The following is a 26324-nucleotide window of genomic DNA, read 5'->3' as shown; positions in this document are numbered from 1 at the left end:
GTGGTCAGAGACACAGCGGCAACAATGGGCACCTTATTCTCTGAACCTCTACCCGCTTTTCCTCCCGCACGCTCTCCACCAAGATAAGCATCATCGACCTGGATTCTGCCATCAAGGACATAGCGCTCCTCACGATTAGCCATCGCCTGCATCAGTTTGTGATGTATCAACCATGCCGTAGGATAGCTCACTCCCAGCTGGCGCTTGAGCGCCAGGGATGACAAACCGGTCTTGGCCTGACTAACCAGATAAATTGCCAAGAACCAGACGGTCAACGGTAGTTTAGTGCCCTGAAAAACTGTCCCGGCAATCAATGAGGTCTGATGTCGGCAGGCTCTGCATTGAAAAACCTTGCGTATACCATCACGTATGACATAGTAAGCAGTACCGTTACAGCGTGGGCAGTGAAACCCATCCGACCAACGGGCAACTTCCAGCGCTTGCTCGCACTGCACCTCCGTACCAAAATCCTTGAGGAATTTCAGCATCGACAGTCCAGATTGAAATTGAATTCGATTCATCGCCATGATCGATCACTCCTTGTATCATTTAACAGCCATGACTTTTATGTCGCAACAAACTCGTCAGACAAATCTTGCTGACGTTCGTTGCTAATCAGGTAATTTTTTGGTTTTTATTTCGGCTTGTACATGCTGGATCATGAGATCTCCCTAAAATTAATTAAATAATGATTACCGCAATTACTTTGATTTCGATATGTAAAATTTTCCGACAAATTTTTGGTTTAAGGGTGTCTTTAAAAATTCAGAGTGCTAAATATGAATTTTTAGAGGTGCTCTTGAGCATAGCCAGAGTTATTTGAATCTCGACTTGAACAGAATCACCATCTCAATAATTGATGCATGCGCGGACACATACATGCACGCAAAAAAGGTATTGCTGTTCAGCTCTGATGAAACAATCAACCGGCAGAATGGCTGCAAAGATGTACTCAGCATATTCAATATGCCTTCAATATAAAATCAGCATCTGTTTTGTTTCGCATATCTATCTATCCTGCCTTAAAATTAATAGTAGCAATTTTTATGCCAGAAACATATTTTTTATAATAAACAGAATTTTATGCCTGATGGGTTTGAGCAAGAAGCCATCAAAACCAAAATGTGTAAAATTTTTCGACACCATTCCAAAATAAGGCGCGCCAAATAACCTCTTTGCTCCAAATGACAAGTGCTATACTCCACTACTCAACAGGTGCGCCTCGATCAGTCGGTGTGCCGTCAATCGGATCTGTCGCTTTCTCAGTACTGCCTGCTTGATATTCCCGTAACGACAAGATGTCAGCCTTGACTGGTTCCCGCGCTTTTACCCAAAAGTGCTGGTAAGGCGAGAGATCAGGAGCTATTCATGTTATTTTCAGAACTCGGTTTATCCGCCGAAATTTTGCGTGCTATTGCAGACGCAGGTTATACCACCCCCACCCCAATACAGACACAGGCGATACCGGTCGTGCTGGAAGGCCGCGATATGCTTGCCGGTGCGCAAACCGGCACCGGTAAAACGGCCGGATTTACCTTGCCGGTTTTACATCGTTTAACAAACCGCGCTACGCCGGGGCCTTCGGCAGGCCGCCCACCCATCCGTGCGCTGATTCTGACACCGACGCGCGAGCTGGCTGCTCAGGTGGAAGAAAGTGTCCGTACTTATGGAAAATATCTGAAGTTGACCACCATGGCGATGTTTGGCGGGGTCAGCATCAATCCGCAGATAAAGGGGTTGAAAAGCCGTGTCGATATTCTGGTCGCAACACCTGGCCGTTTACTTGATCACGTCAGTCAGGGCACGATTGACTTGTCGCAAGTTGAAATTCTGGTGCTGGATGAGGCCGATCGCATGCTGGATATGGGTTTTATACGTGATATCCGCCGCGTGATTACGCTATTGCCCAAAAAGCGCCAGAATCTTCTGTTTTCCGCGACCAGTTCGGATGAAATCAAAACCCTGGCCGATGGCATTTTGAACCATCCCGCTTATGTGGAAGTTGCCCGTCGCAATGCGACCGTTGAGGCCATCGCTCAGCGCGTGTACATCGTTGATCGCGACAAAAAACGCGATGTGCTGGTACATCTCATCAAGGAACAGGACTGGTCGCAAGTGTTGGTATTCACCCGCACCAAGCATGGTGCAAATGCGCTGGCTGAAAAGCTGGTCAAGGCGGATATCTCCACCATGGCGATTCATGGCAATAAAAGCCAAACCGCGCGTACTCGCGCATTGGCGGAGTTCAAGACTGGTCAGTTACGGGTGCTGGTTGCCACCGACATTGCTGCACGAGGGCTGGATATCGATCAGCTGCCGCATGTGGTGAACTATGAGTTGCCCGATGTCGCCGAATCCTATGTCCACCGCATTGGTCGTACCGGTCGCGCCGGCGCGACCGGTGTCGCAATTTCGCTGGTTTGTGTAGATGAGTTCAAGCTGCTGCAGGACATCGAGCGCCTCATCAAAAATGAGATCGAACAGCATACCCTCGCCGGTTTTGAACCTGACCGCAATGCCAAACCACAGCCGATACAGCTTCGCAGCCCCGGCGTGCGCAATGGGCAGCGGCAAAACCGTGGACAGAGCGATGGCGCAGCAGTTCGTAGTCGCCGCACAGCTGCTGTTGCCCGTCCAGATCGTGCGCCCGCTACCAGAAAGGGACGAGCAGCTATTGGTCAAAACAAGCCGGCATCCGCGCCGCGCGGTGAAATCAACGGTAACACGTGGGAGACCACAACACCCCGCTCAACCGCTGCTACCGGCCACAGGCAAAGCAGCGATCGACCTCGCACTGCCAGCAAACCATCGATCTCTCAACATCATCACGAGGCACTACGCGCGCGCAGCAGCGGTCAGGGGCGCAGGCGCAGCGAAGGTTAAGAGTACCCTTAAGAATCTGGAAAATCCACTTCCCGAAATTGTGGATTGGGTGACAACACTTCCAGTTTACGCAGTGTGGTCAGTTCGATTTGTTGAGAACCGCTATCCGTCTCCAGCAGCAGAAATTCCTTTTTGTCCGGGGTGGTGGTGATGTCCCTGGCCTTGCCTTCGACGGTTGAGTGGTCTTTCAGCGTCAACCTGATCTGGTAGCGATACAGGCAAACGACTTCGATATAGTCGTGCAGCTCGCAGGAAATTAGCTCATTAGTCATGGAAATTCTCTCCTTTTTCAAATTTCGCGAACCGGATGGCAGTTGAGACTCGCATCCAGTTCGCGCAGGCGCTCCGGTGTGCCGATATCCATCCAGGTTCCGGCAAAATACGCACCGCTGACTTTGCCACCATCCATTGCCTCGCGTAAGAGCGGAGCAAGTTTCTGCGACCGGCCAGGGGCAATATCCCTGAACAGCAGCGGATGATAAACGCCGATGCCGCTAAAGGTCAATTTCGACCAGCCCGTACCGCCTGATTGTGACAATTGCCCGGATTGCGGATGCAGCCAGAAATCGCCTTCACTATGATGCGCGGGATTGTCGACCAGTATCAGGTGGGCCAGTAGAGAATTAGCGGTTGAATTCATCTGCTCAAGCACCGGATACAGACTGGCGAAATCAAGCTGACAGAAAATATCGGCATTGGCGACAACAAATGGGCGTTGACATGCGGTATCCGTCAGCAGTGGCAGCGCATTGGCAATACCACCAGCGGTTTCCAGCCCTTCCTGTTCTGCGGAATAATGAATGGTAACCCCATAGCGGCTGCCATCGCCGAGCGCTGACTCGATCATACTGCCCAGGTAGGCGTGATTGATCACAATATCAGCAAAACCACTACGGGCAAGCTTCTCCAGGTGATATTCGATCAGCATTTTATTGCCTGCCCTCAGAAGCGGTTTGGGAAGATCGTCGGTAAGTGGCCGCATGCGCGTACCTTTTCCCGCAGCCAGTAACATCGCCCGGAACATATCAGACTATCAAAATGTATAGCCAACCTGTGGCGTGACCTGCTCGAATTCATTGAGCAGATTGAATAAGGGATGCAGCTCCCGGTAGCGCTCGCAGGTTTTACGTAAATGGCGCATAACGTTTGGCATGTCCTGCAGATAGGCTTCCTTATGATCGCGGTAACAAAGCCGCGCGAAAATCCCCAATACCTTGAGATGACGCTGCACACCCATCCACTCAAAATCCAGATAAAAAGTGGAAAAGTCCTCTGCCACCGGTAAACCCGCCTTGCGTGCCTTTTCCCAGTAACAGATCATCCAGTCAAGAATACGTTCTTCCTCCCACCAGATGTAGGCATCCTTGAAAAGAGACACCAGATCGTAGGTGATCGGACCGTAGACGGCATCCTGAAAGTCGAGCACGCCGGGATTGGGCGTAAACACCATCAGATTGCGGCTATGGTAATCGCGATGAACATAAACCTCGGGCTGGGCAAGATTGCTGGCAAGAATCAGATCGAACGTTGTATCGAGCATATTTTTCTGTTCCTGATTCAGACTCACGCCCAGATGTTTTGCCAGATACCAATCTGGGAAAAGCTGCAATTCCTGCAGCAGTAATGTACGGTCGTAGGCTGGGAATATCGCTGGCGCGCTGGCTTGCTGCAACCTGATCAAAACATTGATCGCATCCTGATAGAGTAAATCGGCCTTCTCCGGCGCGGCTGTCAGCGCCTGCAGGTAAGTGGTATCACCCAGATCAGCAAGCAAAATGAATCCCTGCTGCAGATCGTGGGCGAATATATCCGGTACCGGAACTGCCGCTCGGGCAAATACTTCCGCGGCGTGCAGGAAAGAGGCACAATTTTCCTGTGGCGGTGGTGCATCCATGGCGATAAAGGTCTCGCCATTCACCGCAACACGGAGATAACGTCGAAAACTGGCATCGGATGAAGCCGGCGTCAGTGTCAACGCTTGATCTGGGTAACGCGCCTGCAGCCAAGCTTGCAAGTGTTGTAAACGATTCATCTTGAAATTGAGAATACCGGATTAATGATTGCCTATCGGCAGGAAATGTGAGATTTTATCTTACCTTGGGGCGTAACCCCGATAATTGATGGAGAGATCTGATGTTGGACAAAAATGTATTGAACGAGATTGGCGGAAAAATAAACGAGATATTGGCTAATAGCCCCGCCAAGGATGTGGAAAGAAATATGCGCACGATGTTGTCCGGTATATTTACCCGCTTGGATCTGGTCACACGTGAAGAATTCGAGGTGCAGCAGGAAGTAACCAAACGCGCGCGCATCAAAATCGGTGAACTCGAAGACCGGATCAACCATCTGGAAAGCTTGTTACGCCAACAACAAGCACCGGCAGAAAAAGAAACCGCAAGCCAGTTACCTGAATAACATTCTCTGGCACGCATCCATCCTGCATAAGAACCCATTCAAGCACTGCCGGTAAGTCTGTTGCTCAATGTCACTCGCTGTTCTGTATAGCCGCGCGCTCTCCGGCATGGAGGCTTCGCTGGTGACGGTAGAGGTTCATCTGGCCAATGGATTGCCAGCCTTTACGATCGTCGGACTAGCAGAAGCAGAGGTCAGGGAGAGCAAGGACCGGGTACGCGCTGCACTGCAAAACAGCCGTTTCAAATTCCCGGCACAACGCATCACTGTCAACCTTGCGCCGGCTGATTTACCCAAGGAAAGCGGACGATTCGATTTGCCGATTGCACTCGGCATTCTGGCAGCAACCGGCCAGATTCCGGCTAACGAACTGCATCGCTACGAGTGGGCGGGGGAATTGTCCCTGAATGGCGAATTGCGCCCGGTGCGCGGCGCGCTTGCCATGACTTACGGTGCGGCACGTTCGGGTCGCAGTTTTGTGCTGCCTACGCAGAATGCTGCCGAGGCCGCGTTAGTCAAGGAAGCAACCATTTATTCCGCCACGTCATTGTTGCAATTGTGTGCGCATCTGCAAGGCAGCGAGCCGCTGCATCCCTATCAGGCCACGATTGATGAGCCATCCCTATCAGCAGGCAGTGCCCATCAGAATAATATGAGCGACGTCAAGGGGCAGTCGCAAGCGAAGCGCGCGTTGGAAATTGCCGCTGCGGGCGGCCATAGTGTGTTGATGATGGGGCCGCCCGGTACTGGAAAATCGATGCTGGCGCGCTGTGTGCCCGGTATTCTGCCTTCCATGACCGAGCAGGAAGCCCTCGAATCAGCAGCGATGCAGTCACTTGCCAACGGCAGTTTCGATCTCGCCAACTGGAAGCGTCGCCCCTTTCGCGCACCGCATCATACGGCTTCCGCGGTGGCGCTGGTCGGCGGCAGCAGCATTCCGCGCCCAGGAGAAATCTCGCTGGCGCTACATGGCGTGTTGTTTCTGGATGAATTGCCCGAGTTCGATCGGCGCGTACTGGAGGTACTGCGCGAGCCACTCGAAACTGGCATGATCACCATCTCACGCGCAGCGCAACGTGCCAATTTTCCGGCACGGTTTCAGCTGGTGGCCGCGATGAATCCTTGTCCCTGCGGATATTCCGGACACCATGACGGCAAATGTCGCTGCACACCTGACCAGATTGCCCGCTATCGCGGCAAAATCTCTGGACCGCTGCTGGATCGCATCGACATCCAGATCGTAGTGCCCGCTCTGCCCCATCAGGAAATGCTACGTTCAGCGCAGAGCGAATCGAGCGACACTATCCGCGGGCGAGTAGAAATCGCCCGCTTGCATCAGCTTGCCCGACAGGGCATTCACAATGCGGAACTGTCCGTGGCACAAATTGAAGAATATTGCCAACTGGATACGGCAAGCAATACGCTACTGGAACGCGCCATGTCGCAGCTTGATATTTCTGCAAGGGCCTATCATCGCATTCTCAAACTGGCGCGCACCATTGCCGACCTGGCCGGAAACCAGGCAATTCTTGCCAGCCACGTAGCAGAAGCCATCCAATATCGGCGCATGAATCGGTAAACACTCACTTAGACACTTCCATTGTCGTCTGACAGGTCAAATGCCTCAACAATATCGTGGTACAAGACCACCTGGGTAGTGAAGCGAATAACAAAACTATTGCTCGGATTCAAATCTTTTCAATCAGCTAAAAATATCCTGGCTGGTATCGAACTCATGCATATGATTCGCACAGGTCAGTCGATAATGGGAGGAGCTGACAAGATGTCTTTTTCTGAACAATTTTATGCTCTGGTTAGATAATCGCGTCAAGACCAACTGTACGCTTGATAAAATCAGTTAGATATCAGTTTTCTTTCGTTAACGCGACAGAACCAAACTTTGCAACAAAACCATAGTTCTAATCACTGTTTACCTTCATCGATCGTGGTTTCATTATCTTGCTGCGGTGCTATAGCAGTCGTTTCTTGCGACCCGATTGTATTCATTGGCGGTTGACCACGATGCGTAAACTTGCCGATCACGACAAAAAACAGCGGCACGAAAAAGATCGCCAGGAACGTAGCTGCCAGCATGCCGCCGAATACACCGGTACCGATTGAATGGCGGCTGGCTGCACCAGCACCGGATGCGATAACCAGTGGCAGCACCCCCAGTATAAATGCCATCGACGTCATGATAATAGGCCGAAAGCGAAGCCGTGCTGCATCAAGTGCTGCCTCGGTCAATGACATTCCGGCTGCGTGGCGTTGACTGGCAAATTCCACAATCAAAATGGCATTCTTGGCGGCCAATCCGATTAAAGTTACTAATCCGATTTGAAAATAAATGTCATTGGTTAAATCTCTTGTCCAGATAGCCAGAAATGCTCCCAGAACTCCAAAAGGGATGGCTAAAATAACAGCAAATGGAATAGACCAGCTTTCATACAAGGCGGCCAGCACCAGAAATACCATCAGCAAGGCAAAAGCAAATACATAAGTTGATTGCCCGCTCGCATTACGCTCTTGCAAGGATATTCCACTCCAATCAATCGAGTAACCTTTCGGCGGGAGGATTTCATCGGCGATTTGTTGCAATGCCTCAAGTGCCTCTCCTGAACTATAGCCGGGCGCCGCGCCGCCCAATATGAGCGCAGAATTGTATCCGTTGAAATGCGTTACTGGGTCTGGGCCACTATTAAACTCGGTGGTCACCACCGAGTCCAGTGGAATCATCGTATGTGTATCTCCCGTCCGGGCGCGTACATAAATCTTGCTGATATCATCCGGGTTCGAGCGATATTCTGGCAATGCTTCTGTCTGCACCCGGTAGATACGGCCAAATTTTACAAAGTCATTGATATACAGATTACCGAAATAGGCCTGCATGGTGTCGAATACTTCCGAAATCGGAACACCCAATGCCTTGGCGCGTTCTCGATCTACCGTGGCAAACAATCGTGGTGCACTGACGCGAAAATTGGTGCTGGCAATCGCAATCGCCGGATGTTCTGTGGCTCTGGCGGTGAACTCTTGTGCCACTTCAGCAAATTCAGCGAAATCTCCGCCAGCGGGGTCTTGCAGTTGCGCTGAAAAACCGCCGGTGGAACCCAATCCCCTGATCGAAGGGGCATTAAAAGCCAGCACCAAAGCTTCCGGAATTGTGTCAAATTCCTGATAAGCTGCGTCGATTAGACCCGGCACCTGTTGGTCAGCATGCTTGCGCTCGTCCCAGTGATGTAATGGGACAAACATCGTCGCCTGGTTCGTTCCGCGGGTACTGAAAATAAAATTCTGACCAGTCAGGGTATCGGTTGAATGAACGGCAGGAATCGATTGGAAATAGCCTTCGATTTTTTTTAATACCTCGATGGTGCGCGTCAATGAGGCACCATCCGGTAATTGCACCACAGTAATAAAATACCCTTGATCCTCTTCCGGCAGGAAACTTTCAGGAATAGTTTTGAGCAGACCCGTATTAACCAGTATCAACATCAAAAAAATGATAAGCGCAATCACGGATCGCTTAATGGCGACATCAACCGTTCCGACATATCCTGTCTGTGCCCAATCAAAAAAACGATTGAATGTTTTCCAAAATCGTCCGGGAGAACCATGGCTGGGCTTGAGCACCAAAGCGCATAACGCCGGACTGAGGGTCAGCGCCACAAATCCGGAAATAGTCACGGAGAGCGCAATGGTAATGGCAAACTGCTTATACAATTCGCCAGTAATTCCACCCAAGAACGCCACGGGTACAAACACGGCAGCCAGCACCAAAACACTTGCAATCACTGGCCCGGTCACCTCGGTCATGGATTTTTTTGCTGCATCTCGGGGTGAGAGCCCATTTTGAGTCATTTGTCGCTCGGCATTCTCCACCACTATAATCGCGTCATCCACCACGATTCCGATGGCAAGAATCATACCGAAAAGCGTCAGCGTATTGATCGAAAATCCCAATGCCTCCATACCGGCAAGCGTTCCAATCAGCGAAACTGGAACGGCGAGCGCTGGAATCAACGTTGCACGCCAACTCTGCAAAAAGAGAAAAACAACCAGAATCACCAGTATCATTGCTTCGGCAAGCGTTTTGACCACTTCTCTGATAGAAACATCAATGAATGTCGTCGTGTCATATGGAATATCATAAGACACGCCTGCTGGAAAGCTTTTTGCAAGCTTATCCATTTCTTCACGAATCCGTTTGGCGGTGTCGAGCGCATTTGCGCCGGGTGACAGAAAGGTCAGTAAAAAAGTGTTGGGTTTTCCATTCCATCTTCCTTGCAGGTCATAGGATTGAGCGCCCAGCTCCACGCGCGCAACATCCCGCATCCGCACCATCGCGCCGTCCGGGTGGGCACGAATAATCATGTCTTCGAATTCGCTAACCTCGCTCATGCGGCCACGAGTAATCACCGGAATAGTTAATTCTGTACCTTTCGGCGTTGGTTCACGCCCAATCCTGCCGGCTGGAAAATCGCGATTCTGCTCCCGTACGACTGCTGCAATTTCGGTTGGCGTAAGATTAAGCTGCGCCATGCGGACGGGGTCGAGAATCAGCCGTATGGAATAATTCTGTCCGCCAAAAATAACCGCATCCCCAACACCGGGAAGCCGTTTGATATTATCGAGAATACGCAGCAAAGTATAGTTCGAGAGAAAAACGGTGTCATGCTTGGGATCCGTTGAACTCAGTGCGATCACTTCCAATAAATCGGGCGATGTTTTTTTGACGGTAATGCCTTGCCGCAAAACCTCGTCGGGCAGTTGCGGTTCAGCCAGACGCTGCCGGTTCTGCGTCTGAACCTGTGCAATATCGATGTCGGTTCCGATCTCGAACGTGAGCTTCATAGTCATATGCCCGTCGTTCGTGCTGGTTGATTCATAATATAAAAGATTATCAATCCCAGGAAGCTGCACTTCAATCGGACGCGCCACCGCTTCCGCAACGACTTCCGCGCTGGCGCCCGGATAATCCGCATCGATCTGCACCATGGGTGGAGTAATCTGCGGAAACTGCGCAATAGGCAATTCCTGCAGGGCAACTAGGCCGATGACAACAATGATGATAGACAGGACCGATGCAAAAATAGGTCGGTCAATGAAAAAATGAGAGTTCATGGCATACTCTGTAAAGAGGGTTCCTCGGGGCTATGGCTTGAGGTAGTGGTTTCTTTTTGGTTCAATTCGCGTTGAGTAAGAGCAGAACGAGCTCCGAGAGCCAGAGCGAGTATTGACGCGGGCGATGCGTGGGTGAGCGTTGTCCGGTCAAGAGTGCGGAGCCAACCGAGATAGGAACCGAGATGCCTGGTGACATTAGTTGTAGGCTCACTATTTAATACGAATTGAGCCTTCTTTTTCATGAGGCACAGGGTCGACTTTCGCGCCTGGGAGAATCCGGAAAAAACCTTCCACTACCACCCGCTCTCCTGGACGCAAACCCTCCTCGATCAGCCATTCCTTTCCACGCCACATGCTGGCTCGGATTGCTCTGAGTTCAGCCTTATTTTTTTTATCAACAACGTAGACAAACGAACCGCTCGGCCCTTGCTGCACCGCGCGCTGCGGAATCAAGATGGCCTCGGCGCGAGTATAGCCTTTAATACGGACTTTGACGAATTGGCCGGGGTAAAAATAGGATTGCCCTGGAGCAAAAGCGCCTTCAGGATTGGGAAATACAAATCGTCCCTGTAATGTGCCCGTTTCAGGTCGCAAAGCAACATCTGCAAAATCAAGCACACCTTCATGCGGGTACACGCTACCATCCATGAAAGTCATCACGCCGCGCAATTGAAAAATATCCGGTCGCTCCACCTTATTTTCTGCAAGTTCACGGCGGCGACGCAGAAGATAGCTCTCAGGAACGCTGACATTGACATACATTGGGTCAAGCTGGTCGATTGTCGCGAGCAGCGTTTCTTGAGCAGAAATCAATCTTCCTTCATAGAAATGGCTGCGACCAATCCGACCGTTTACCGGTGCTGTGATGATCGTATTATCCAGATCAAATTTAGCCTTGATCAGATCATTCTGCGCCGATTCCAGCGCCGCTTTAGCACCCCGCACCTCTGCCTGTGCGTCATCCACATTTTTTTTACTGACGGCTTGTTGCTTCAGCAGCGGAAGCACGCGCGCCAAATCCTGTCTGGCCAGATCGAGGCGAACTTGAGCCTCGGCCACCTTGGCTTTGCTGCTAAGATAAATTGCTTTAAATGGCACAGGGTCAATGAGATATAACTGACTACCCTGTTTAATGTTGCGTCCTTCGGTAAAAAAGACCTTTTTGATGATTCCGCTGACCTGCGAACGGATCTCGACCGGGCGAAAAGCTTCCGTTTGTCCGATGAATTCCGGTTCGTCCAGAATTGTTTGCGTTGTCACGGTGACGACTTCGACCTGCGGAGCAGGAGCGGGAGAGTCTGCAGACGGCTTTTCAGCGCAGCCGGTCAGAAGAATCAGGCACAAGCCGATGCTCAAATAAATTTTATTCATGTTTTTCCTCTGTGCTGATGCAAGCGAACTCAGTGTAGCTCCACTTTATTTGCTTCATGACCATTGCTGTATTCCGGCGCCCATCCACCACCCAAAGCATTATATAGCTGGACAATGGATACCAGATGAAGCCGTCGCGTCGCGCTCAGGGAAAATTCGGCGTCGAACAGGGTACGTTTGGCGAGCAACACATCGACGTAGCTTGTAATACCTCCTAGATAACGCAGGTCTGCGACATGCAAAGCCGAGCGCAATGCCTTGACCTGCTGTTGCTGCGCTTTAATCTGCTCGTTGACGGTACGAATAGCCACCAGTGCATCTTCAACTTCTTTGAACGCAATCAGGATAGTTTGCTCGTATTGCGCTAACGCTTGCTTTGCTTGCGCTTCTGCGGCGCGTTGCTCAAAACCCAGGCTTTGTGCATTGAGTAATGGGCCTGCTAAGCCAAGCCCACCCACGCCAAACTCGCTTCCGGAAAGCAGTAAATTGGATAAAGCCGGGCTGGCTATGCCAAGAAAACCGGTAATCGAAAGTTTGGGAAAGCGTGCTGCCTGAGCCACGCCAATTCTGGCGGTGGCGGCTGCCAGGGCTTGCTCGGCCTGAAGAATATCCGGGCGCCGCTCCAATAACTCGGATGGCAAACCAGCAGGCACTTCAGGTGGAATCGCCTGCTCTGTCAGGAGTCGGCCTCGCGCTATCGATATAGGGTTTCTTCCCAGCAGTACGCTGAGCTCATTTTCTTTTTGTACCATTCTGCGCTCAAGTTCAGCTACCCTTGAAGCTGCATTTGCACGCTCCGCCTCGAACTGATCCAGATCGAGGCGTGAAATAATGCCGCCTTGAAGCTGCGCCTTTGAAATAGCGACCGATTCTTCCCACGAAGCCAACGCACGGTGCGCGATCTCCAGTTGAATATCAAATTGCAGCAGATCGAAATAGGATTGCGCCACCGCACTGATGAGCGTCAGAATGATGGCGCGACGATTTTCCTCACGCGCCATCAACTCCGCGCGAGCAGCCTCATTGGACCGACGAATCCTGCCCCAGATATCCAATTCCCAGTTTAGGGTCGTCTGGCCAAAATAATTGAAAGGCGTTGCAAACCCGGGACGCAAGAACCCGCCGAGCGTACCAAACGCTGGCGCATTGCCAGTGATATCCATATTAGGCGCAAAATCCATTAACGCCATATGCGAACGCGCTTCAAACTCTTCGACACTGGCGATGGCACGCTTGAGATCCTTATTCTCCTGCAAAGCTTGCCGGATCAATTGTTGCAGCGTTTCGTCCTGCAGCAACTCCCACCATTGTAGATTGGCAATCGACTCAGCCTCCATTTCCGACAACCGAAATTTCTCGGCAGTCTCCACTTGCGGGCGAATAAAGTCCGGCCCCATCGCACAAGCGGTGAGCAGAAGAATCGGTAAGATAGATACTATGCGAAGCCAGTGTTGCATTTGTTTCATTAGGATATTGGAAGCAGAGGTACTCTGCAAGTATTTAAAGCCCTCAGCGCAACCACGAAAATTCGCCAGGGCCTGTTGAAATTTTAAGGTAGCTAATTAATAAATAAAGATAAATTTGTTATATTGAGATTCCTACGCCACCAATAAAACAAGTTTACGATGCCCCAATTGACGCTCAATGATGAATTCTGGTCGAAGCTAGAGAAGATTCTGCTTCAAGAAGCTATTTATAACACAAACGTAATTTGCGCATGACGATATAAAGCACACTGTCCGGGTTGAAGAGCAACAAGGTATTCGCAGCGGAAGTACGAGCACAGATATTGCAGGCCGCTGCAAAGCCGAGGTTATTTCCATTCCTGATGATATGAACGCGTTCATCGCATAGGAAAATTTCCAAATAGACCAAGCTCTCGTCATGCGATCCGTTGTCCACCACGAACACATGACGCGCGTCCTCCGTCAGAACCGATTGCGCAGACTCAGTAAGCAGCTTCCAGCGTTGTAGTTGACGATGACTACATCACAGTTATGGGAGAAGCCCTGCCGCGTCAAAACGAGCCTCCCATGTGTTTTGCTGCGCGAATGCCAGGGCATCGTCCCCATCTCTTTCAAATTGAAGCGCAACCTCGGCCACATTGGATACATCACTCTCGGATTGTGTGATGAACACACCGCGCTCTCCCGAACGGAAACTCATTTCGCCAAAATCCGTCGAAACCACGGGCAAGCTAAGTGCGCGGTATTCGTAGTATTTTATGGGGTCAACCGAGGCGGTCAGTGCATTTTTTTTGAACGGAATCAGTCCTGCATGGAACTGCGCCATCAGCCCCAAAGCCGCCGCATGATCACAAGCGGACAACAATTTGACGTTATCTGACAGCTTACCGACAGGTGGCTCAAAAACAGGACCAATCAGGCGAATTTCATCGTTTGGTCTGGCTTTTGCTAAAGCACACACCCAGCCCCAATCAAACCAAGAGGCAATGGTGCCGACATAGCCAAAAACTTTGTTGTCGGATGAAACCGGTGCCCATCCCACGGACTGTATAGCCGACAGATCGAGTCCGTTGTGCACCAAACGAACGTCCTTATGGATGCTTCCCCACCGCGATTTGAGTTCCGAACCCGATGCCCATATCACGTCCACTTGATGGGCAATTTGGCGCTCTCTGTGGGCCAGTGCAACGCGGGAAAGTCCTTCATAAAAAGCTGGAAAGTCATCCATTGCATCGTACAAAGATGGGTAATGGCGGAGGCGCTTCAATAACTCCAGCGCAAGCACTGATGGCTTGCCGATGACAAGCAGAGTTCTTGAATGATTTGCAAAGTCTTCGACTTGCTGCAGTTGTCGTTGCCACAGTCGCCCATTCACCCAGCCAGAACCGGGCAGTGGCTCAATGGGCAATCCGCCTGGCTTTAGCACAGTAAGCCATGATGGCCTACTGCTACGCTGGTTGCTCGATGCGGACGGTCGCGAACGCTGTAGGTCTTTCCAACTTGGAAAGCGGGTGGGATACGGGTCCACCCACAGGACAGAGCTGCCTGTTCGACCATGAAACCAATCTACGAACTTATGCGGCCGCTGGGCAAAACTCTCCCATGGTACCGGCGACAGGTAGACAAGGCGCATCAGGCGAAATGCTCTCGCAGCGTTTTCACTATACGCTCTGCTGCATGCCCATCGCCGTAAGGTGAAACACCTCGCGCCATGGCTCGATAGGCGGACTCATCATCAAGCAATCGTTGCGCCTCTTCAACGATGCGATCGTAGTTTGACCCCACTAACTTGACTACACCCTGCTCGACGGCCTCCGGCCGCTCCGTCTCCTCACGCAACACCAGCACAGGCTTACCAAGAGCCGGAGCTTCCTCCTGCACGCCGCCAGAATCAGTCAGGATGATGTAGGCTCGCTTCATTGCAGTGATGAACGGTGCATAGTCCAGCGGTTCACACAACGCGAAGTTAAACAGCCCGGCCAGAAACTCATGCGCCACATCCTTGACATTCGGGTTGGGATGCACCGGGTAGAGAAACTGTACTGTCGGGTTATGCTCGGCCAGAGTGCGCAGCGCACGACAAATGTTGCGGAGCGGCTCACCGAAATTCTCTCGCCGGTGGGACGTTACCAAGACCAATCGCTTGACAGAATCCAGCGGGACAGCAAGCTCCAGGTCCTTGGCGGCCGTCATCAACAACGCGTCGATGACGGTATTCCCCGTCACGATAATTTCAGAATCCGGGACTCCCTCCTTAAGCAAATTCTGCTTTGATCCCTCGGTCGGTGCAAAGTGCCAGCGTGCAAGTTTTCCTGCGATGATCCGATTCGCTTCCTCCGGAAACGGGTTTTGCAAATCCCAGGTACGCAGACCAGCCTCGACGTGTCCAATGGGAATGCGGTGATAAAAGCACGCCAGGACCACGGTCATGACCGTGGTGGTGTCGCCCTGCACCAGAACAGCATCCGGCTTCTCTGCTTGCAAGACGTTGTCAAGCTCAAGCAGTAACCGAGCAGTCAAGGTCGTGAGCGCTTGGTTGGGGCGCATGATGTTCAAGTCGATATCGGGTTCGATGCCGAAAAACGCGTTGACTTGGTCCAGCATGTGCCGGTGCTGGGCTGTCGCAAGAACCCGTACGTTCGCCCAAGGCTCTTTTTTTAGCGCCAAAATGACTGGCGCCATTTTGATTGCTTCTGGACGAGTGCCGATGACACAGAGCAAGTTCTTTACAGATTGCTTGTTCACACTATGCCTTTGTGGCTGTTAAGTAGACGAAACCAGAGTGCTTGGTGAGTGGACGATCTTCATCGGGGAACAACAGTTCCGGATCGGTTTTCTTTATTTGTTCTCTACATTCTCCTTGCAGAAAACCAAGAACGACCTGTATAGCATCAATCTGAGCCTGATCGTACGAGGCAAGAATACCCCTCAACTCCGAAGGCATTGATATATTCTTGATTGAAGCAAATGGCTTGAGCGGCCAAACAAAAGCATTCTCAATAACCACATCATCAAAAAAACGCATCCAACGCGAACGCAAGTCAAATGCATCCTCGATGCCGACATGCCCTTCCTGCAAAACATAATTCGTAATGGGGCAACCAGGATTAAGCGGGCTTGCAGAGTAATAGTCAATAACTCCACATTCAATACCATGAACCTGACGCCCACCTCTTTTTGTCACACGATTAATTTCCCCAAGCAAATGATCCTTATGCCTGAATTCAATATGTCCGAAAACATCCATCGAAAAAACACAATCAAAAAAATTATCTGCGAACGGCAGTTTTGAATTCAAGTCAAAAATGCTTACAAAGTCATACGAAGCTCTTGCGTGTTCTACGCACACGGAATCAAGATCAACGCCGTATATTTCCTTAACAGGAACATTGCCTCGGATTGTGTTGCCATATGGGGCAGAACCACACCCAATATCTAGCACGCAATTGCCAACGATATTCGACACCAGGAATCTTGCCCTATCATATTCAATATCATAACGATTCTTTGGAATGGAAAGGTAGTCAGGCGCGCCAGGCCAGCCAGCGAACTTTCCAGAGTAAAACTCAACAGGATCTATTCCAAAAAATTTATAGGTAATTTCCTCTTTAGATATTTTCATCCTGCGCCTTATTTTGTTGCGTCACTAAAAATTTCAGCATAGGCTCTGTATGCAATCTCACGATCAATTTGTTCAGCAAGAGGAATATTAATGGCGGCCCGTCGAAGGCTTGCCATTTTAATCATTGAGCCAGCTAAACGGTCATTGAAAGCTGCATCCGCCCCATACACAAAATCCCCTAAATTCCGATAATTCAGTAGGGCAATATCACCAAATGGCGGCTCCACTATTTCAACGCTGTCAAAGCCCTCAAACTCATAAGCTGAACCAACATCCGTGATGACACATGCCAATCCATTGGCCATAGCCTCGCCCAACGAGAGACTCCAGCCCTCCCAATAAGACGGCAAGACAAAGACATCGGATGCATGGTAATAACGCGATACATTTCTGTCATAACCAGCAAACAAAACGCTTTTCTGCAATCCGAGTTCTTGTACTGCCTTTTCTATTGCAGCTTGGTACGGCACCTCTATGACCGCACCTAAAAGAACAAGACGAGCCTCCGGAATCTCCTCAACCACACAAGCAAAGGCTTTGACGAGAGGCAACTGAGCCTTGGTTGCCATAATAGATGCAACATTAAGAAATACCGGTGCTTCAGCACTCACGCCCCACGCACTTCGTAAACTAGCGCGATTCGTGTCAAAACTTGTTGCATCGATTGCCCTCGGATCGATGCCGTTTGGCACTACATGCATCTTGCCGACATCAAGGCCAAGCACGACATCTGCATAACGCGCTGCTGTCATGGACACACAAATATATTGAGTGGTATGGTGATCAGCCTCGCGATATTTTTCAATTTGCAGAGGGTCCAGCCAGACATAAGAATTATGAATCGTCTGAATGAAAGGTATTCCAGCATCGGAGCAAACAGCAGCACCACGGATACTGTAATGAGCATTAACCAAGTACACCTTCTGTTCGAGCATCCAAGAACGGTAGGCTTCATCAGTCATGTCAGCGGGTAGAGATACAAACTGGAGACCACACTCTTTTGCCTTAGCCGCTGCATCACCCGATTTACCAAAATTTACGATGGTCACGAGGTAGTGATTGATCTTCAGAGAAAGAGCAAGATCTATGACGACATTCTCCATTCCCCCCTGGGTAAAACTATCCACTTGTACAACCACATGTTGTTCGCGCGGAGCGATGATCCGATGCGGCATCTTTCGTTTCAACTCTTCTACGCTGCGGGTAGCTCGAACGAAAAGTAAATTCTTGGCAAAAGCCTGCTTGGCTGTTAGTGCCATTCCAGAGTTTGCATCAACCACTGGGCAGGATGACGATAGAAGCCTTACGCGTTCAGCACTTTCACTGTCTTCGGCGAGCACAATGCAATTTCCGCTGGCGAACAATCGAACCAGTTTGTGATACCTGGTGTCCATCCGGTTCATAATGACGGCAACTGGCTGGCTAGAGCACAGCAATTGAGAAATATTCTGCTCAGCGCTTGCACTGCTCATAACGACGAGCGCTGTTGCACCAATATCTTGCTCCAAGGCGTAGATGCCGGTATCAGGAATACCTCGGGCTTGCAGCCATGAGAATCCTCTGGAGTCCGCCACGTATTCAAGAGGGGCGGCGTAAAACTCAGCGCGCTCCTTCTCATACGTCATCAGTCGTTGTGCTTTCTCCAGAATTCTGTGCTCATGAGCTTGAGCACTTAGTGTATTTTCATGGACTCGATAGCGATACAGCAGACTATCATCGCCAAGATGCTCAATAGGGAAAAATGCGTTAATCCGCATCCAGTAGTCATAATCCTCCACGCCAAGGTGGGGGTCATAGTCGCCTAAGCAACGACCAATCCAGCCTCTGTACATAAAACATGGGCCAATAAAATTGTCTTGCACTGAGTTGAGTGCTTCTGTTGTGTGCGGCAGGCGGATTTCACTGCTAGAAGGATTGGGCCGGTTGTGTGCCCTCCAAATTGGATCCTGAAGGAGATGACCACGATCATCGATCGCATAATAGTCAGCAAATGTCATACCTAGTTTTGGGTCTGCTCGGAGCTTGGCAACGAGCATCTCCAACATTCGCGGCTCCATGATGTTGTCGGCTGAGGTCCACGTCCAAAACTCGCCCTGAGCAAAACTAAATCCATTGCTTAGCGCCTTCGGCAAGCGTTGGTTGTCCTGCGTGAAGCAACGTATTTTCGGGTGATCTAGATAACGTTCGAGAACTGCCTCTACGCCATCCGCCGATCCGTCATTAATGATTATTAATTCAAAATTCTGGTAGGTTTGGCTAAGTACGCTTTCGATTGATTCAGCAATTAGGTTGGCTTGGTTGTAAACCGGCAAAACTACACTTACCACCCCATCAATCAACCCACAGCATTCAGGTCGTATGACCGAGCGTGAGGCGTCAAGATGATCGAAAACTAGGGACGGCGATCGATCAACCTCGCCTTTCCTCGCAGGCGTAGATTTCACATTCGGATAGACTCTCTTGATAAGCGCCGCACGCACGCGAGCCTTCAGCCATAACGGGAAGGGAAATCTGCGTCCGATTCTTGCGGCCACGTCATAAATGGCCCGACTACCGTCAGCGAACGGACTTTCATATCTAATGAGGCGTGCAGCAGCGCGCAGCGGACGTGTCAGTTGCCAAGAACGACTTTGGACTAACTGCTCGAGGCGATTGAATAGCGAATAAGCCTCCTGGCGCAAGTGAACCAATTGGTGATCCCGCTCGCCCACCGCTTGGTTGAGACTGGCGATCTGTCCATCGCGTACGACCACCACCTGATTGAGGCTGGCGATCTGCCCGTCCCGCTCGCCCACTGCTTGGTTGAGGCTGGCGATCTGGCTTCGATACTCGGCCAAAGGAACTGTGAGCCTCAGCATCTCTTGTTCTACAAAATGGTGGCGCTGTTTCTCAAAATTAAATCCGGCGAAATATTGGTTGCCGCGCTGAATATGGTGCAGGAAATCAGAAAAGTACTGCACCGCAGACTTGAGCAAAAGCTTGGATAGATCTGGACTTTGAAATATTTTTTGTGATTGCTCGGCGACAGCCTCCGCAAATATGAGAGAGGGAACACGGGCGTCACTGATAGAGACAACATCTGAATATGACTCAGATAGTGTCTGTCGCACTCTGTCAAATCTTCCAGGTTGCTCAGCTTCAACCAACGCAGCAGCTAGATTCTTCAACAAGGCCGGGCTATATGCTCTGCTCTTGCCTAGGGTGTGCAGGACTGTAAACAGAACAAATGCCCACGCATCCTTGAAGTGTTGGGCTGGATCATTCGTCAGATGACCAAAATCTACCCAGGCAGCCCCTGAGCCAGTGCAGATAGCATTGAATGGATACGGGTCACCGTGCGCAAGGCCCATTCTTTCTAGTTCATCAAGCCCGTTCGCAAGCTCACCCATCCAGCTGCGCCATTGATCGAATGCGACTGGCTGGTTTTTCAGACCTATGCTGGGTGCCTTGCCGACGATGCCTCGAACCTTCTTCCACGCAGGCGTTGTCGCAGCATCCTCGAACGCCTCACCATCAAGGATCTGAACCTCAGCCATGCAGTTGCAGACCCGATAAACCGGCATCAGTGCCGAATGCCTGCAACCGACCAGCTTTTCCCAGTTTTCACGGCCCCTTTCGTAGCCGTTTTGCGCGCCAAGAATATGCGCGTCTGCGCGACGGGCACCCGCGAGCGGAACCAGAAGACGATCCTCACCGAGGATTACCGTCAGCGCAGTTGCATCTGTCTGCCCAGTTCGCACTACACGAGAGCGGTCGTCGAGATCTCTGAGAAGACAGGTATCCGAACAAAAGTGAAGCTCGACGTCGCGGCCGATAGAAAATTCCGTTTTACTGTGCAGATTGTCTGCAAAACTCTTGATTGGCATTACCCATTACTCCATGTCCAGCGCCCAGAACTCACGCGGATAGCCATTTGGCCCGATCGTGTGTCCAAGCGATCTTGTTTTTGGTAGCTCACTACAATAACGAAGCAGAAAATTTATCCCAAAGCCGGTTTCGAATCCCGGCTCGCTGGATGGGCATTCGTAGTAGATGCTCAGTCTGGTTCGCCGGAACATTGTGGCTAGCAGACGCCCGATGTCATCGTCGGAATAGCGTCGCTTGCCCGACATGGCATAGCCGGTTTCCCAATGATGCGTCACGCTCAGCAGGAGGATGCAATCCCAGTGGCGGTGTTCGACATCCAAAAATTCGGCAATGTCCTTGCTGTGAAACTCAAATCCTGCAAGCTGGGTCTGGCTCTGCAGATCAAGATAAAGCCCTTGGCCGTCGACGTCACCGTTGTCAATCCCGACAACGGAACAACCAAGGGCAGAAAGCACCTTGGCTACTAGCCCGTTATTGCAGCCGACGTCAAGAATCCTCAGTCCTGACAACGACTGATGGCGCGCGAGCAGGTCCGAAGCAATAGCCAGCGCGCGATCAAGCCCGAGGCGTTCATACTGTTGACGGCTGAGTTTTTCCTCAACAGTTGCCCAGTCCTGAGACACCAATGCGTGCACAAGATCGGAAATGCTGAGCTCAGGAAGATAGGTTTTCATTTTGTGCTCAACCCAATGCGGACGGTTCCGGGCACATCGAACAGCAATGGGACGATTCGGTCGCCTTGGTTGACCACGCTGAAACCGGCTGCCGCGAAAACCTTGTCTACATATTCTCCCTGCACTGGCATGCGGTAGCCCAAATCAATCCGGTATCTGGCTCCGCTGGAAAGTGGTGAAACAAACTCGAATTCCAACACACGCTGTTCGCCCGCTTTCATCGCAGGCACGCGCGCACCTTGAAAAAACGAATTGATGGCAAACAACTCAATACCCTCAGCCGTAGCGACCACCAGACCCACCTCACCTTCATAAGGGCAATCATCAAGCACGTCCAGCACCGCTTGCACGCGCAGCGTTGCCCCAGTTTCCACGACGATGGCTTCTTCAGAGTCAGCCAACACTCGACATTCCACAAACTGGGCTTGCCCTGTACCTACACGATGTGAAACACGACGTTCAAATGGGGGTTGCAGGCATGAGACAGTCTGCATAACCGTTGACTCTGTAGACGCCACAGTTGCTATCGCGGATTCAGGATGTGGTACCAGCTGCGCAGATTTCGCAGCGTTTGCCTCCAGCGACCCAAGTACGAAGTAACGATCCAAGACCTTGCTGGCCGGACCATCCACAACGAGTTCTCCGTGACTGAGTAGGATGGCACGCGGGCAAAGGGCCTTGACAGTCGCTGCGGAATGAGATACGAACAGCACCGTCGTTCCGTTATCCATCATCGAACGGATTGCCGCGTAGCACTTGGCCTGAAAGAATTGGTCACCAACGGAAAGAGCCTCATCGATGATCAGAATCTCGGGATCAAGATGCATTTGGACGGCAAAAGCAAGCCGTACAAACATACCGCTGGAATAGGTTTTCACCGGTTGGTCAAGGTGATTCCCAATATCGGCGAATTTCACGATATCAGCAAATCTTTCATCCAATCGCGCCTTGTCGATTCCAAGAACCGATCCATTTAAATAAACATTTTCGCGGCCGGAAAATTCCGGGTTGAAGCCGGAACCCAACTCCAGTAGTGCCGCGATGCGTCCATTGGTTTCAACCAGACCCTGAGTTGGTGAGAGCGTCCCGCAGATCAGTTGTAGAAAAGTGGATTTACCGCTGCCATTTCTGCCGACAATACCAACAGCCTCGCCCTTCTTGATATCAACGGAGATGTTCTTGAGCGCCCAGAACTCGTTGTAATATTTCCCCGGCGACCGCATGACAAGCCTCTGCAGTTTGGGGATAATCATCTGCTTCAATCTGTCGCGCGGTGCGTCGTAGATTTCATAGCATTTGCTTAGGCTATCAATTTTGATGGCCAGTTTAGACGACATCGGTAAACCCCTTACGCGTTTTCTGGAACCATGCAAATCCCAGCCAGGCGATCACCAACCCCAACATCATTTCCAATATCCAGGAAGCCCAGTCAGGGCCACGACCCCACATCATGACGTTGCGCACCTGCTCAATGCTACTTGTAAGCGGATTAAAGCTCATTCAGCTTTGATTCACGACGGGCAGAACGGACACAAGATAGAAAATCGGTGTGGCATACATGAGCGCCATCGTCAGCACCCCGACTATCTGGCCAATATCGCGCAGGAAAACGCACAATGAGGCCAAAAACCAAGAGAACCCCAGCGACAGCAGCACTATAGGCAGTAAGGCCACCGGTAACCAAGATACTCATGAGAGCCCCAGGGACCGGGTAGCCAACAGCACAAGCTACCGCACTCTGTGTATTCGCATCGAAACCAGACTCTTTACCTGCCAAGCACGTTGAACCTATGTCAATTGCTACATTTTTAAGTTGATTCATCAACCCGCCTCCACCTGTGAAACCCCCGCTCGCTGCGCTCAGAAAGTGATCTGAAGCACTCGATTTCGGGGTGGAGGGGTACCTCGCAGCCTCCCTACAAGACCACAAAAACCTTGCCATTGCTCGAAATTATCTCACTAGTATAGCTTGCCATATTTGCTATTGACAATGATTACCCGAGTTGACCAAACCACAAACGACAAAAGCCCTCGCTTTCACCCGCCACCCGAAATGGGGACAGATGAAGACGGGGTCGATGGTTTGCATTTGAGGACTATCGCGACACGGCACTCAGGAGCTTGGAGATGTTCTCTGTGGTCAGGAACATCTCTGCCTGAAACTCAATGGCGTATTCTGTTTCCCGCACCGCGCAAAAGGCAAGCCTCCTCTGCCCGCCGATGGGTCACTGGCGGCGGAAGAGTCTTACCGGGGCGGTGACTCATCCGCAACGCTCAAGCGCTGCGTTTTTTGACCAGTCCTGCCGGTTGATCCGCCTACGCAGCGTGGATGCCTGTAGGCGACCCGCCCTGATGTTGAATGTGAAGCCGACGATGGCGGCCGGCCGGTGCTCCGGCGCGGTGACCAGCACAGGGCAGTACCCTAACGTAGCGCACAAAGGTGGCCGTAACCAATCGTCCAGAATCCTGTCGGACACATACGTAGGGAACGGCAACAATCTCCATGCCGCGCTTCACTCGCTTTTCAAAGTCCTCAAAGCACTTGGCCAGTTCGATTGCCGACTGTGGCACCATCACGACCGTATACGGTCGAACAAGCGCGCCCCAGGCAACAGAAATTAAAAGCACCCCGGCCCACAAAGGCTTGGTCTGCCTCCGTCCACGCATGCAGGATTGCAACGCCATAACCAGTGCCAGCGGTCACGGCAGCCACAAACAAAACCTTTTCCGGCCATTGTCATCTTCAAAAATAGCTTCACAGTGATTTCCACGCGATGTAACGTGATAAAGCGTGTTTGGAAATTCTGAACGGAGCGGCCGCCTTATCATGGTTGCAGTACACACCAATTATTTCTTCTTTGTTCGCGATTACTTGACTCCTTTTACTTCACTCCTCAGGTGCGCTCGCATTTGCCAACCGGTTAGCTTTGGCAAAGATCTGTTGCGTGAACTCTTCCAAATCACGCGGCCCGTCTGAACTATAGGTAATACACTTTTCATAATTTCGTATTGAGAAACAAACTGTCGTACTCGCCGTGTCCACCATGCGCAAAACACTTGTGCCAATCGAGCCATCCTCCTTGAGGAAGACCGACTGCCTGAGGTTGTAACGCGTCGGAAGATCGAAGAACTTAATTTTGTAGAACGCATTAAGCATTGTGAGCAAGCCTTCGGACGAGTAGGTAAACAACATTTTCCTGCCGTCCTGTTCAAGCGTGGCGCGTCAGGCGAATATTAATCTCGTCGAGTCGATACGTCGGCGGCAGACCACCGGCCTCGCGGTATTTAGTCTCCGCTGCCATGCAATCTGTCCCCGCCAAGAGAAAAATACTCGCTAAAAAGCTAGTTAAAAATTGCTTGAGCGTTATTGGAATGATATGAGTGCCTAAGTATGAACATCCACCGCCGAAAAGACCAGCAAGTACGAGGCCAAGGATGCCAGGCTCAGGAACGTTTGTGACAGCATTTCTTGTATAGCCAAGATCCGTCAAAATACCGATATCAATCGCGCTGTAGGTGTGTGTTTCTGGGCCAGCACTTCGATCAAATCTCATCATGTCGGTGGGGAAAGGAGCACCGTTCACATGGCTGCCACTACTGCCTTCATTCCAGACAGTTGGGCTATAGATTCCGACCGGACTACCGCCGTTAGCTGCCATAGCACCAACCGACCAAGAACTCGATGATGTAGAGTTTGAACGCTGTTATGCCACTGATAAGCGTTATGCTGGTCGGGTTAAGACGATATCCTGTTAGGCAAAAGATGGTCAGTTACAAAGATTGCAGAAGCTCTGTTGATTGATCGTGAAACAGTCCGCAATCACTTCAAGCGCTATCGCAAAGGTAATTTAGCTGACCTGCAGTGAAGCAACGCTGGCGGCAGCGACGCAGCGCTTACAGAGGAGCAGCAGCGGTTACTGGATCAACGTCTGCGTAAAAATCTTCCTGATTAGTTACCTGTCTCAGAAATTCTCAATATACCGATCGGAAGAGGTTCTGTCGTTGCGGCGGCGCGCAGCAATCGCGGCACCATGGCAGCCAAATCAAAACGGCGATTGAAGCGATAGGAGAATTCTGCAAGATAGCGCTGTGCATACTTGGCGTGATTGAATGCATGGTAGGTTCCGCTGAAGGCAGTCTTGAGATTGCCAAGAAGCGTATTGACCCAGCGAAACTCGGCACGCTGCACAGCAGATTTGCCACTTCCCACAATATGGCGCTCATGCTGCGCGGCTGTATGCGTAACCGCCCCGAAACACCCCAAACCATCAGATACGACTCGTGCAGTAGATGACAGACATTCAGCCGACCACTGTTTGAGCGCTTCATATGTAAAACCCGCTACGGGGGTCAAGCGTATATAAAGTGGCTTCCCCTCGCTGTTTGTTTGTATTGCCGCTACAAATGGCGTCTTACTTGCCGCGCCCCGCCCGCGCTTTCCCGGCCTTTCACCTCCCAGATAAGCATCGTCAACCTCCACGCGTCCATCCAGACGGCGTTGCTCTTCGCGCAGCAGCATGGTCTGTAACAGCTTATGCTTGATCGACCATGCCGTTTTGTAACTTACCCCCAGCTGACGTTTGAGTTCCAATGCACTGACCGCATTCTTGCTTTGCGTCATCAAGTAAATGGCCAGAAACCAGGTTCTTAGCGGTAATTTAGTATTTTCAAACACGGTGCCGACAATTGAAGAACATTGGTAGCCACAATCCAGGCATTCCCATAGCTTGCGGCCGTTATGGGTACAGGAATATCGCTCCCCATCGCAGCGCAGGCATCTCCAGCCATGTGGCCACCTCGCAGCAAACAATGCTGCTTCACATTGTGCTTCCGTGCCATATTGATGCAGAAATTCATGCAGTGACAGGCCTGCCTGAAACTGAATTTTATTCATCGCCATTG

The 26324-nt window shown here is 51.1% G+C and carries 24 protein-coding genes; 4 read left to right on the top strand and 20 right to left on the bottom strand.

The features are described 5' to 3' along the window. Positions 1-527: IS1595 family transposase (locus tag NSMM_RS11550; RefSeq protein ID WP_143001940.1), on the bottom strand; the 527-nt coding region annotated here is incomplete at its 3' end. An 841-nt stretch (positions 528-1368) separates the two neighbouring features. Here NSMM_RS11550 and NSMM_RS11545 point away from each other — a divergent pair. Next, the gene (locus tag NSMM_RS11545) at positions 1369-2883 is read left to right on the top strand and encodes a DEAD/DEAH box helicase (RefSeq protein WP_090287591.1); all 1515 of its coding nucleotides are present in this window, start codon (positions 1369-1371) and stop codon (positions 2881-2883) included. Between the two features lie 8 nt (positions 2884-2891). Here the strand turns inward: NSMM_RS11545 and NSMM_RS11540 are convergent, their stop codons facing one another. The 3 genes from NSMM_RS11540 to NSMM_RS11530 are packed head-to-tail and all read right to left on the bottom strand — an operon-like array spanning position 2892 to position 4915. After that, positions 2892-3155, bottom strand: coding sequence for a Rho-binding antiterminator (locus NSMM_RS11540; RefSeq protein WP_090287589.1), 264 nt, complete (start codon positions 3153-3155; stop codon positions 2892-2894). A 17-nt stretch (positions 3156-3172) separates the two neighbouring features. Further along, the gene (gene murU, locus NSMM_RS11535; protein ID WP_090287594.1) at positions 3173-3895 is read right to left on the bottom strand and encodes an N-acetylmuramate alpha-1-phosphate uridylyltransferase MurU; all 723 of its coding nucleotides are present in this window, start codon (positions 3893-3895) and stop codon (positions 3173-3175) included. A 21-nt stretch (positions 3896-3916) separates the two neighbouring features. Further along, the gene (locus tag NSMM_RS11530; RefSeq protein WP_090287587.1) at positions 3917-4915 is read right to left on the bottom strand and encodes an aminoglycoside phosphotransferase family protein; all 999 of its coding nucleotides are present in this window, start codon (positions 4913-4915) and stop codon (positions 3917-3919) included. A gap of 101 nt (positions 4916-5016) precedes the next feature. On the opposite strand from NSMM_RS11530, the gene NSMM_RS11525 reads away from it, so the two are divergent. After that, complete coding sequence (locus NSMM_RS11525; RefSeq protein WP_090287586.1) at positions 5017-5301, top strand: accessory factor UbiK family protein; 285 nt, start codon at positions 5017-5019, stop codon at positions 5299-5301. Between the two features lie 67 nt (positions 5302-5368). Further along, positions 5369-6877, top strand: a complete 1509-nt coding sequence (locus tag NSMM_RS11520; RefSeq protein WP_090287585.1) for a YifB family Mg chelatase-like AAA ATPase — start codon at positions 5369-5371, stop codon at positions 6875-6877. 344 nt (positions 6878-7221) lie between these two features. Here NSMM_RS11520 and NSMM_RS11515 read toward each other — a convergent pair whose 3' ends face one another. From NSMM_RS11515 to NSMM_RS11440, 15 genes are all read right to left on the bottom strand, one after another. Next, a complete protein-coding gene (locus NSMM_RS11515; protein ID WP_090287583.1) occupies positions 7222-10422 on the bottom strand; it encodes an efflux RND transporter permease subunit in 3201 nt (1066 codons plus the stop codon). A gap of 210 nt (positions 10423-10632) precedes the next feature. Continuing rightward, the gene (locus NSMM_RS11510) at positions 10633-11793 is read right to left on the bottom strand and encodes an efflux RND transporter periplasmic adaptor subunit (RefSeq protein ID WP_090287581.1); all 1161 of its coding nucleotides are present in this window, start codon (positions 11791-11793) and stop codon (positions 10633-10635) included. 29 nt (positions 11794-11822) lie between these two features. Beyond that, complete coding sequence (locus NSMM_RS11505; protein WP_245654783.1) at positions 11823-13250, bottom strand: efflux transporter outer membrane subunit; 1428 nt, start codon at positions 13248-13250, stop codon at positions 11823-11825. Between the two features lie 232 nt (positions 13251-13482). Continuing rightward, positions 13483-13752 carry a glycosyltransferase family 2 protein gene (locus NSMM_RS17150; RefSeq protein ID WP_090287578.1) on the bottom strand — a complete coding sequence of 90 codons (270 nt, stop codon included), beginning with the start codon at positions 13750-13752 and terminating at the stop codon, positions 13483-13485. Positions 13753-13788: 36 nt separating this feature from the next. After that, positions 13789-14892, bottom strand: a complete 1104-nt coding sequence (locus NSMM_RS11495) for a glycosyltransferase family protein (RefSeq protein ID WP_090287576.1) — start codon at positions 14890-14892, stop codon at positions 13789-13791. Next, positions 14892-16004, bottom strand: coding sequence for a non-hydrolyzing UDP-N-acetylglucosamine 2-epimerase (gene wecB, locus NSMM_RS11490; protein WP_090287574.1), 1113 nt, complete (start codon positions 16002-16004; stop codon positions 14892-14894). The genes NSMM_RS11495 and wecB overlap by 1 nt, the downstream gene beginning before the upstream one ends. Position 16005: 1 nt before the next feature. Continuing rightward, positions 16006-16881, bottom strand: a complete 876-nt coding sequence (locus tag NSMM_RS11485) for a class I SAM-dependent methyltransferase (protein ID WP_090287573.1) — start codon at positions 16879-16881, stop codon at positions 16006-16008. 8 nt (positions 16882-16889) lie between these two features. Then, positions 16890-20747 carry a glycosyltransferase gene (locus NSMM_RS11480; RefSeq protein WP_090287571.1) on the bottom strand — a complete coding sequence of 1286 codons (3858 nt, stop codon included), beginning with the start codon at positions 20745-20747 and terminating at the stop codon, positions 16890-16892. 6 nt (positions 20748-20753) lie between these two features. Then, positions 20754-21422 carry a class I SAM-dependent methyltransferase gene (locus NSMM_RS11475; protein ID WP_090287567.1) on the bottom strand — a complete coding sequence of 223 codons (669 nt, stop codon included), beginning with the start codon at positions 21420-21422 and terminating at the stop codon, positions 20754-20756. Next, positions 21419-22759 (bottom strand): ABC transporter ATP-binding protein, encoded by a 1341-nt coding sequence (locus tag NSMM_RS11470; RefSeq protein ID WP_090287566.1) that lies wholly within the window; start codon positions 22757-22759, stop codon positions 21419-21421. Before NSMM_RS11470 ends, NSMM_RS11475 begins: the two co-directional genes overlap by 4 nt. Continuing rightward, positions 22749-22922 (bottom strand): hypothetical protein, encoded by a 174-nt coding sequence (locus NSMM_RS15755; RefSeq protein WP_176753956.1) that lies wholly within the window; start codon positions 22920-22922, stop codon positions 22749-22751. Before NSMM_RS15755 ends, NSMM_RS11470 begins: the two co-directional genes overlap by 11 nt. Next, complete coding sequence (locus NSMM_RS17145) at positions 22923-23096, bottom strand: ABC transporter permease (protein ID WP_090287564.1); 174 nt, start codon at positions 23094-23096, stop codon at positions 22923-22925. Between the two features lie 587 nt (positions 23097-23683). Then, a complete protein-coding gene (locus NSMM_RS16185; protein WP_218121105.1) occupies positions 23684-23917 on the bottom strand; it encodes a glycoside hydrolase family protein in 234 nt (77 codons plus the stop codon). A gap of 392 nt (positions 23918-24309) precedes the next feature. Next, positions 24310-24615, bottom strand: coding sequence for a hypothetical protein (locus NSMM_RS11445; protein WP_090287562.1), 306 nt, complete (start codon positions 24613-24615; stop codon positions 24310-24312). A 16-nt stretch (positions 24616-24631) separates the two neighbouring features. Continuing rightward, positions 24632-25081 (bottom strand): hypothetical protein, encoded by a 450-nt coding sequence (locus NSMM_RS11440; protein WP_090287561.1) that lies wholly within the window; start codon positions 25079-25081, stop codon positions 24632-24634. Positions 25082-25168: 87 nt separating this feature from the next. Between NSMM_RS11440 and NSMM_RS17140 the strand changes: the two genes are divergently transcribed. Continuing rightward, complete coding sequence (locus NSMM_RS17140; protein WP_090287593.1) at positions 25169-25288, top strand: terminase gpP N-terminus-related DNA-binding protein; 120 nt, start codon at positions 25169-25171, stop codon at positions 25286-25288. An 83-nt stretch (positions 25289-25371) separates the two neighbouring features. Here the strand turns inward: NSMM_RS17140 and NSMM_RS11430 are convergent, their stop codons facing one another. Further along, positions 25372-26322, bottom strand: coding sequence for an IS1595 family transposase (locus NSMM_RS11430; RefSeq protein WP_090283515.1), 951 nt, complete (start codon positions 26320-26322; stop codon positions 25372-25374). Between the last annotated feature and the right edge of the window lie 2 nt (positions 26323-26324).

It is taken from the genome of Nitrosomonas mobilis, assembly GCF_900103035.1.
GTDB classification, from domain to species: Bacteria; Pseudomonadota; Gammaproteobacteria; order Burkholderiales; family Nitrosomonadaceae; genus Nitrosomonas; species Nitrosomonas mobilis.
Note: the sequence above shows the minus strand (reverse complement) of the source record. Positions and strands in the feature narration are given on the sequence as shown.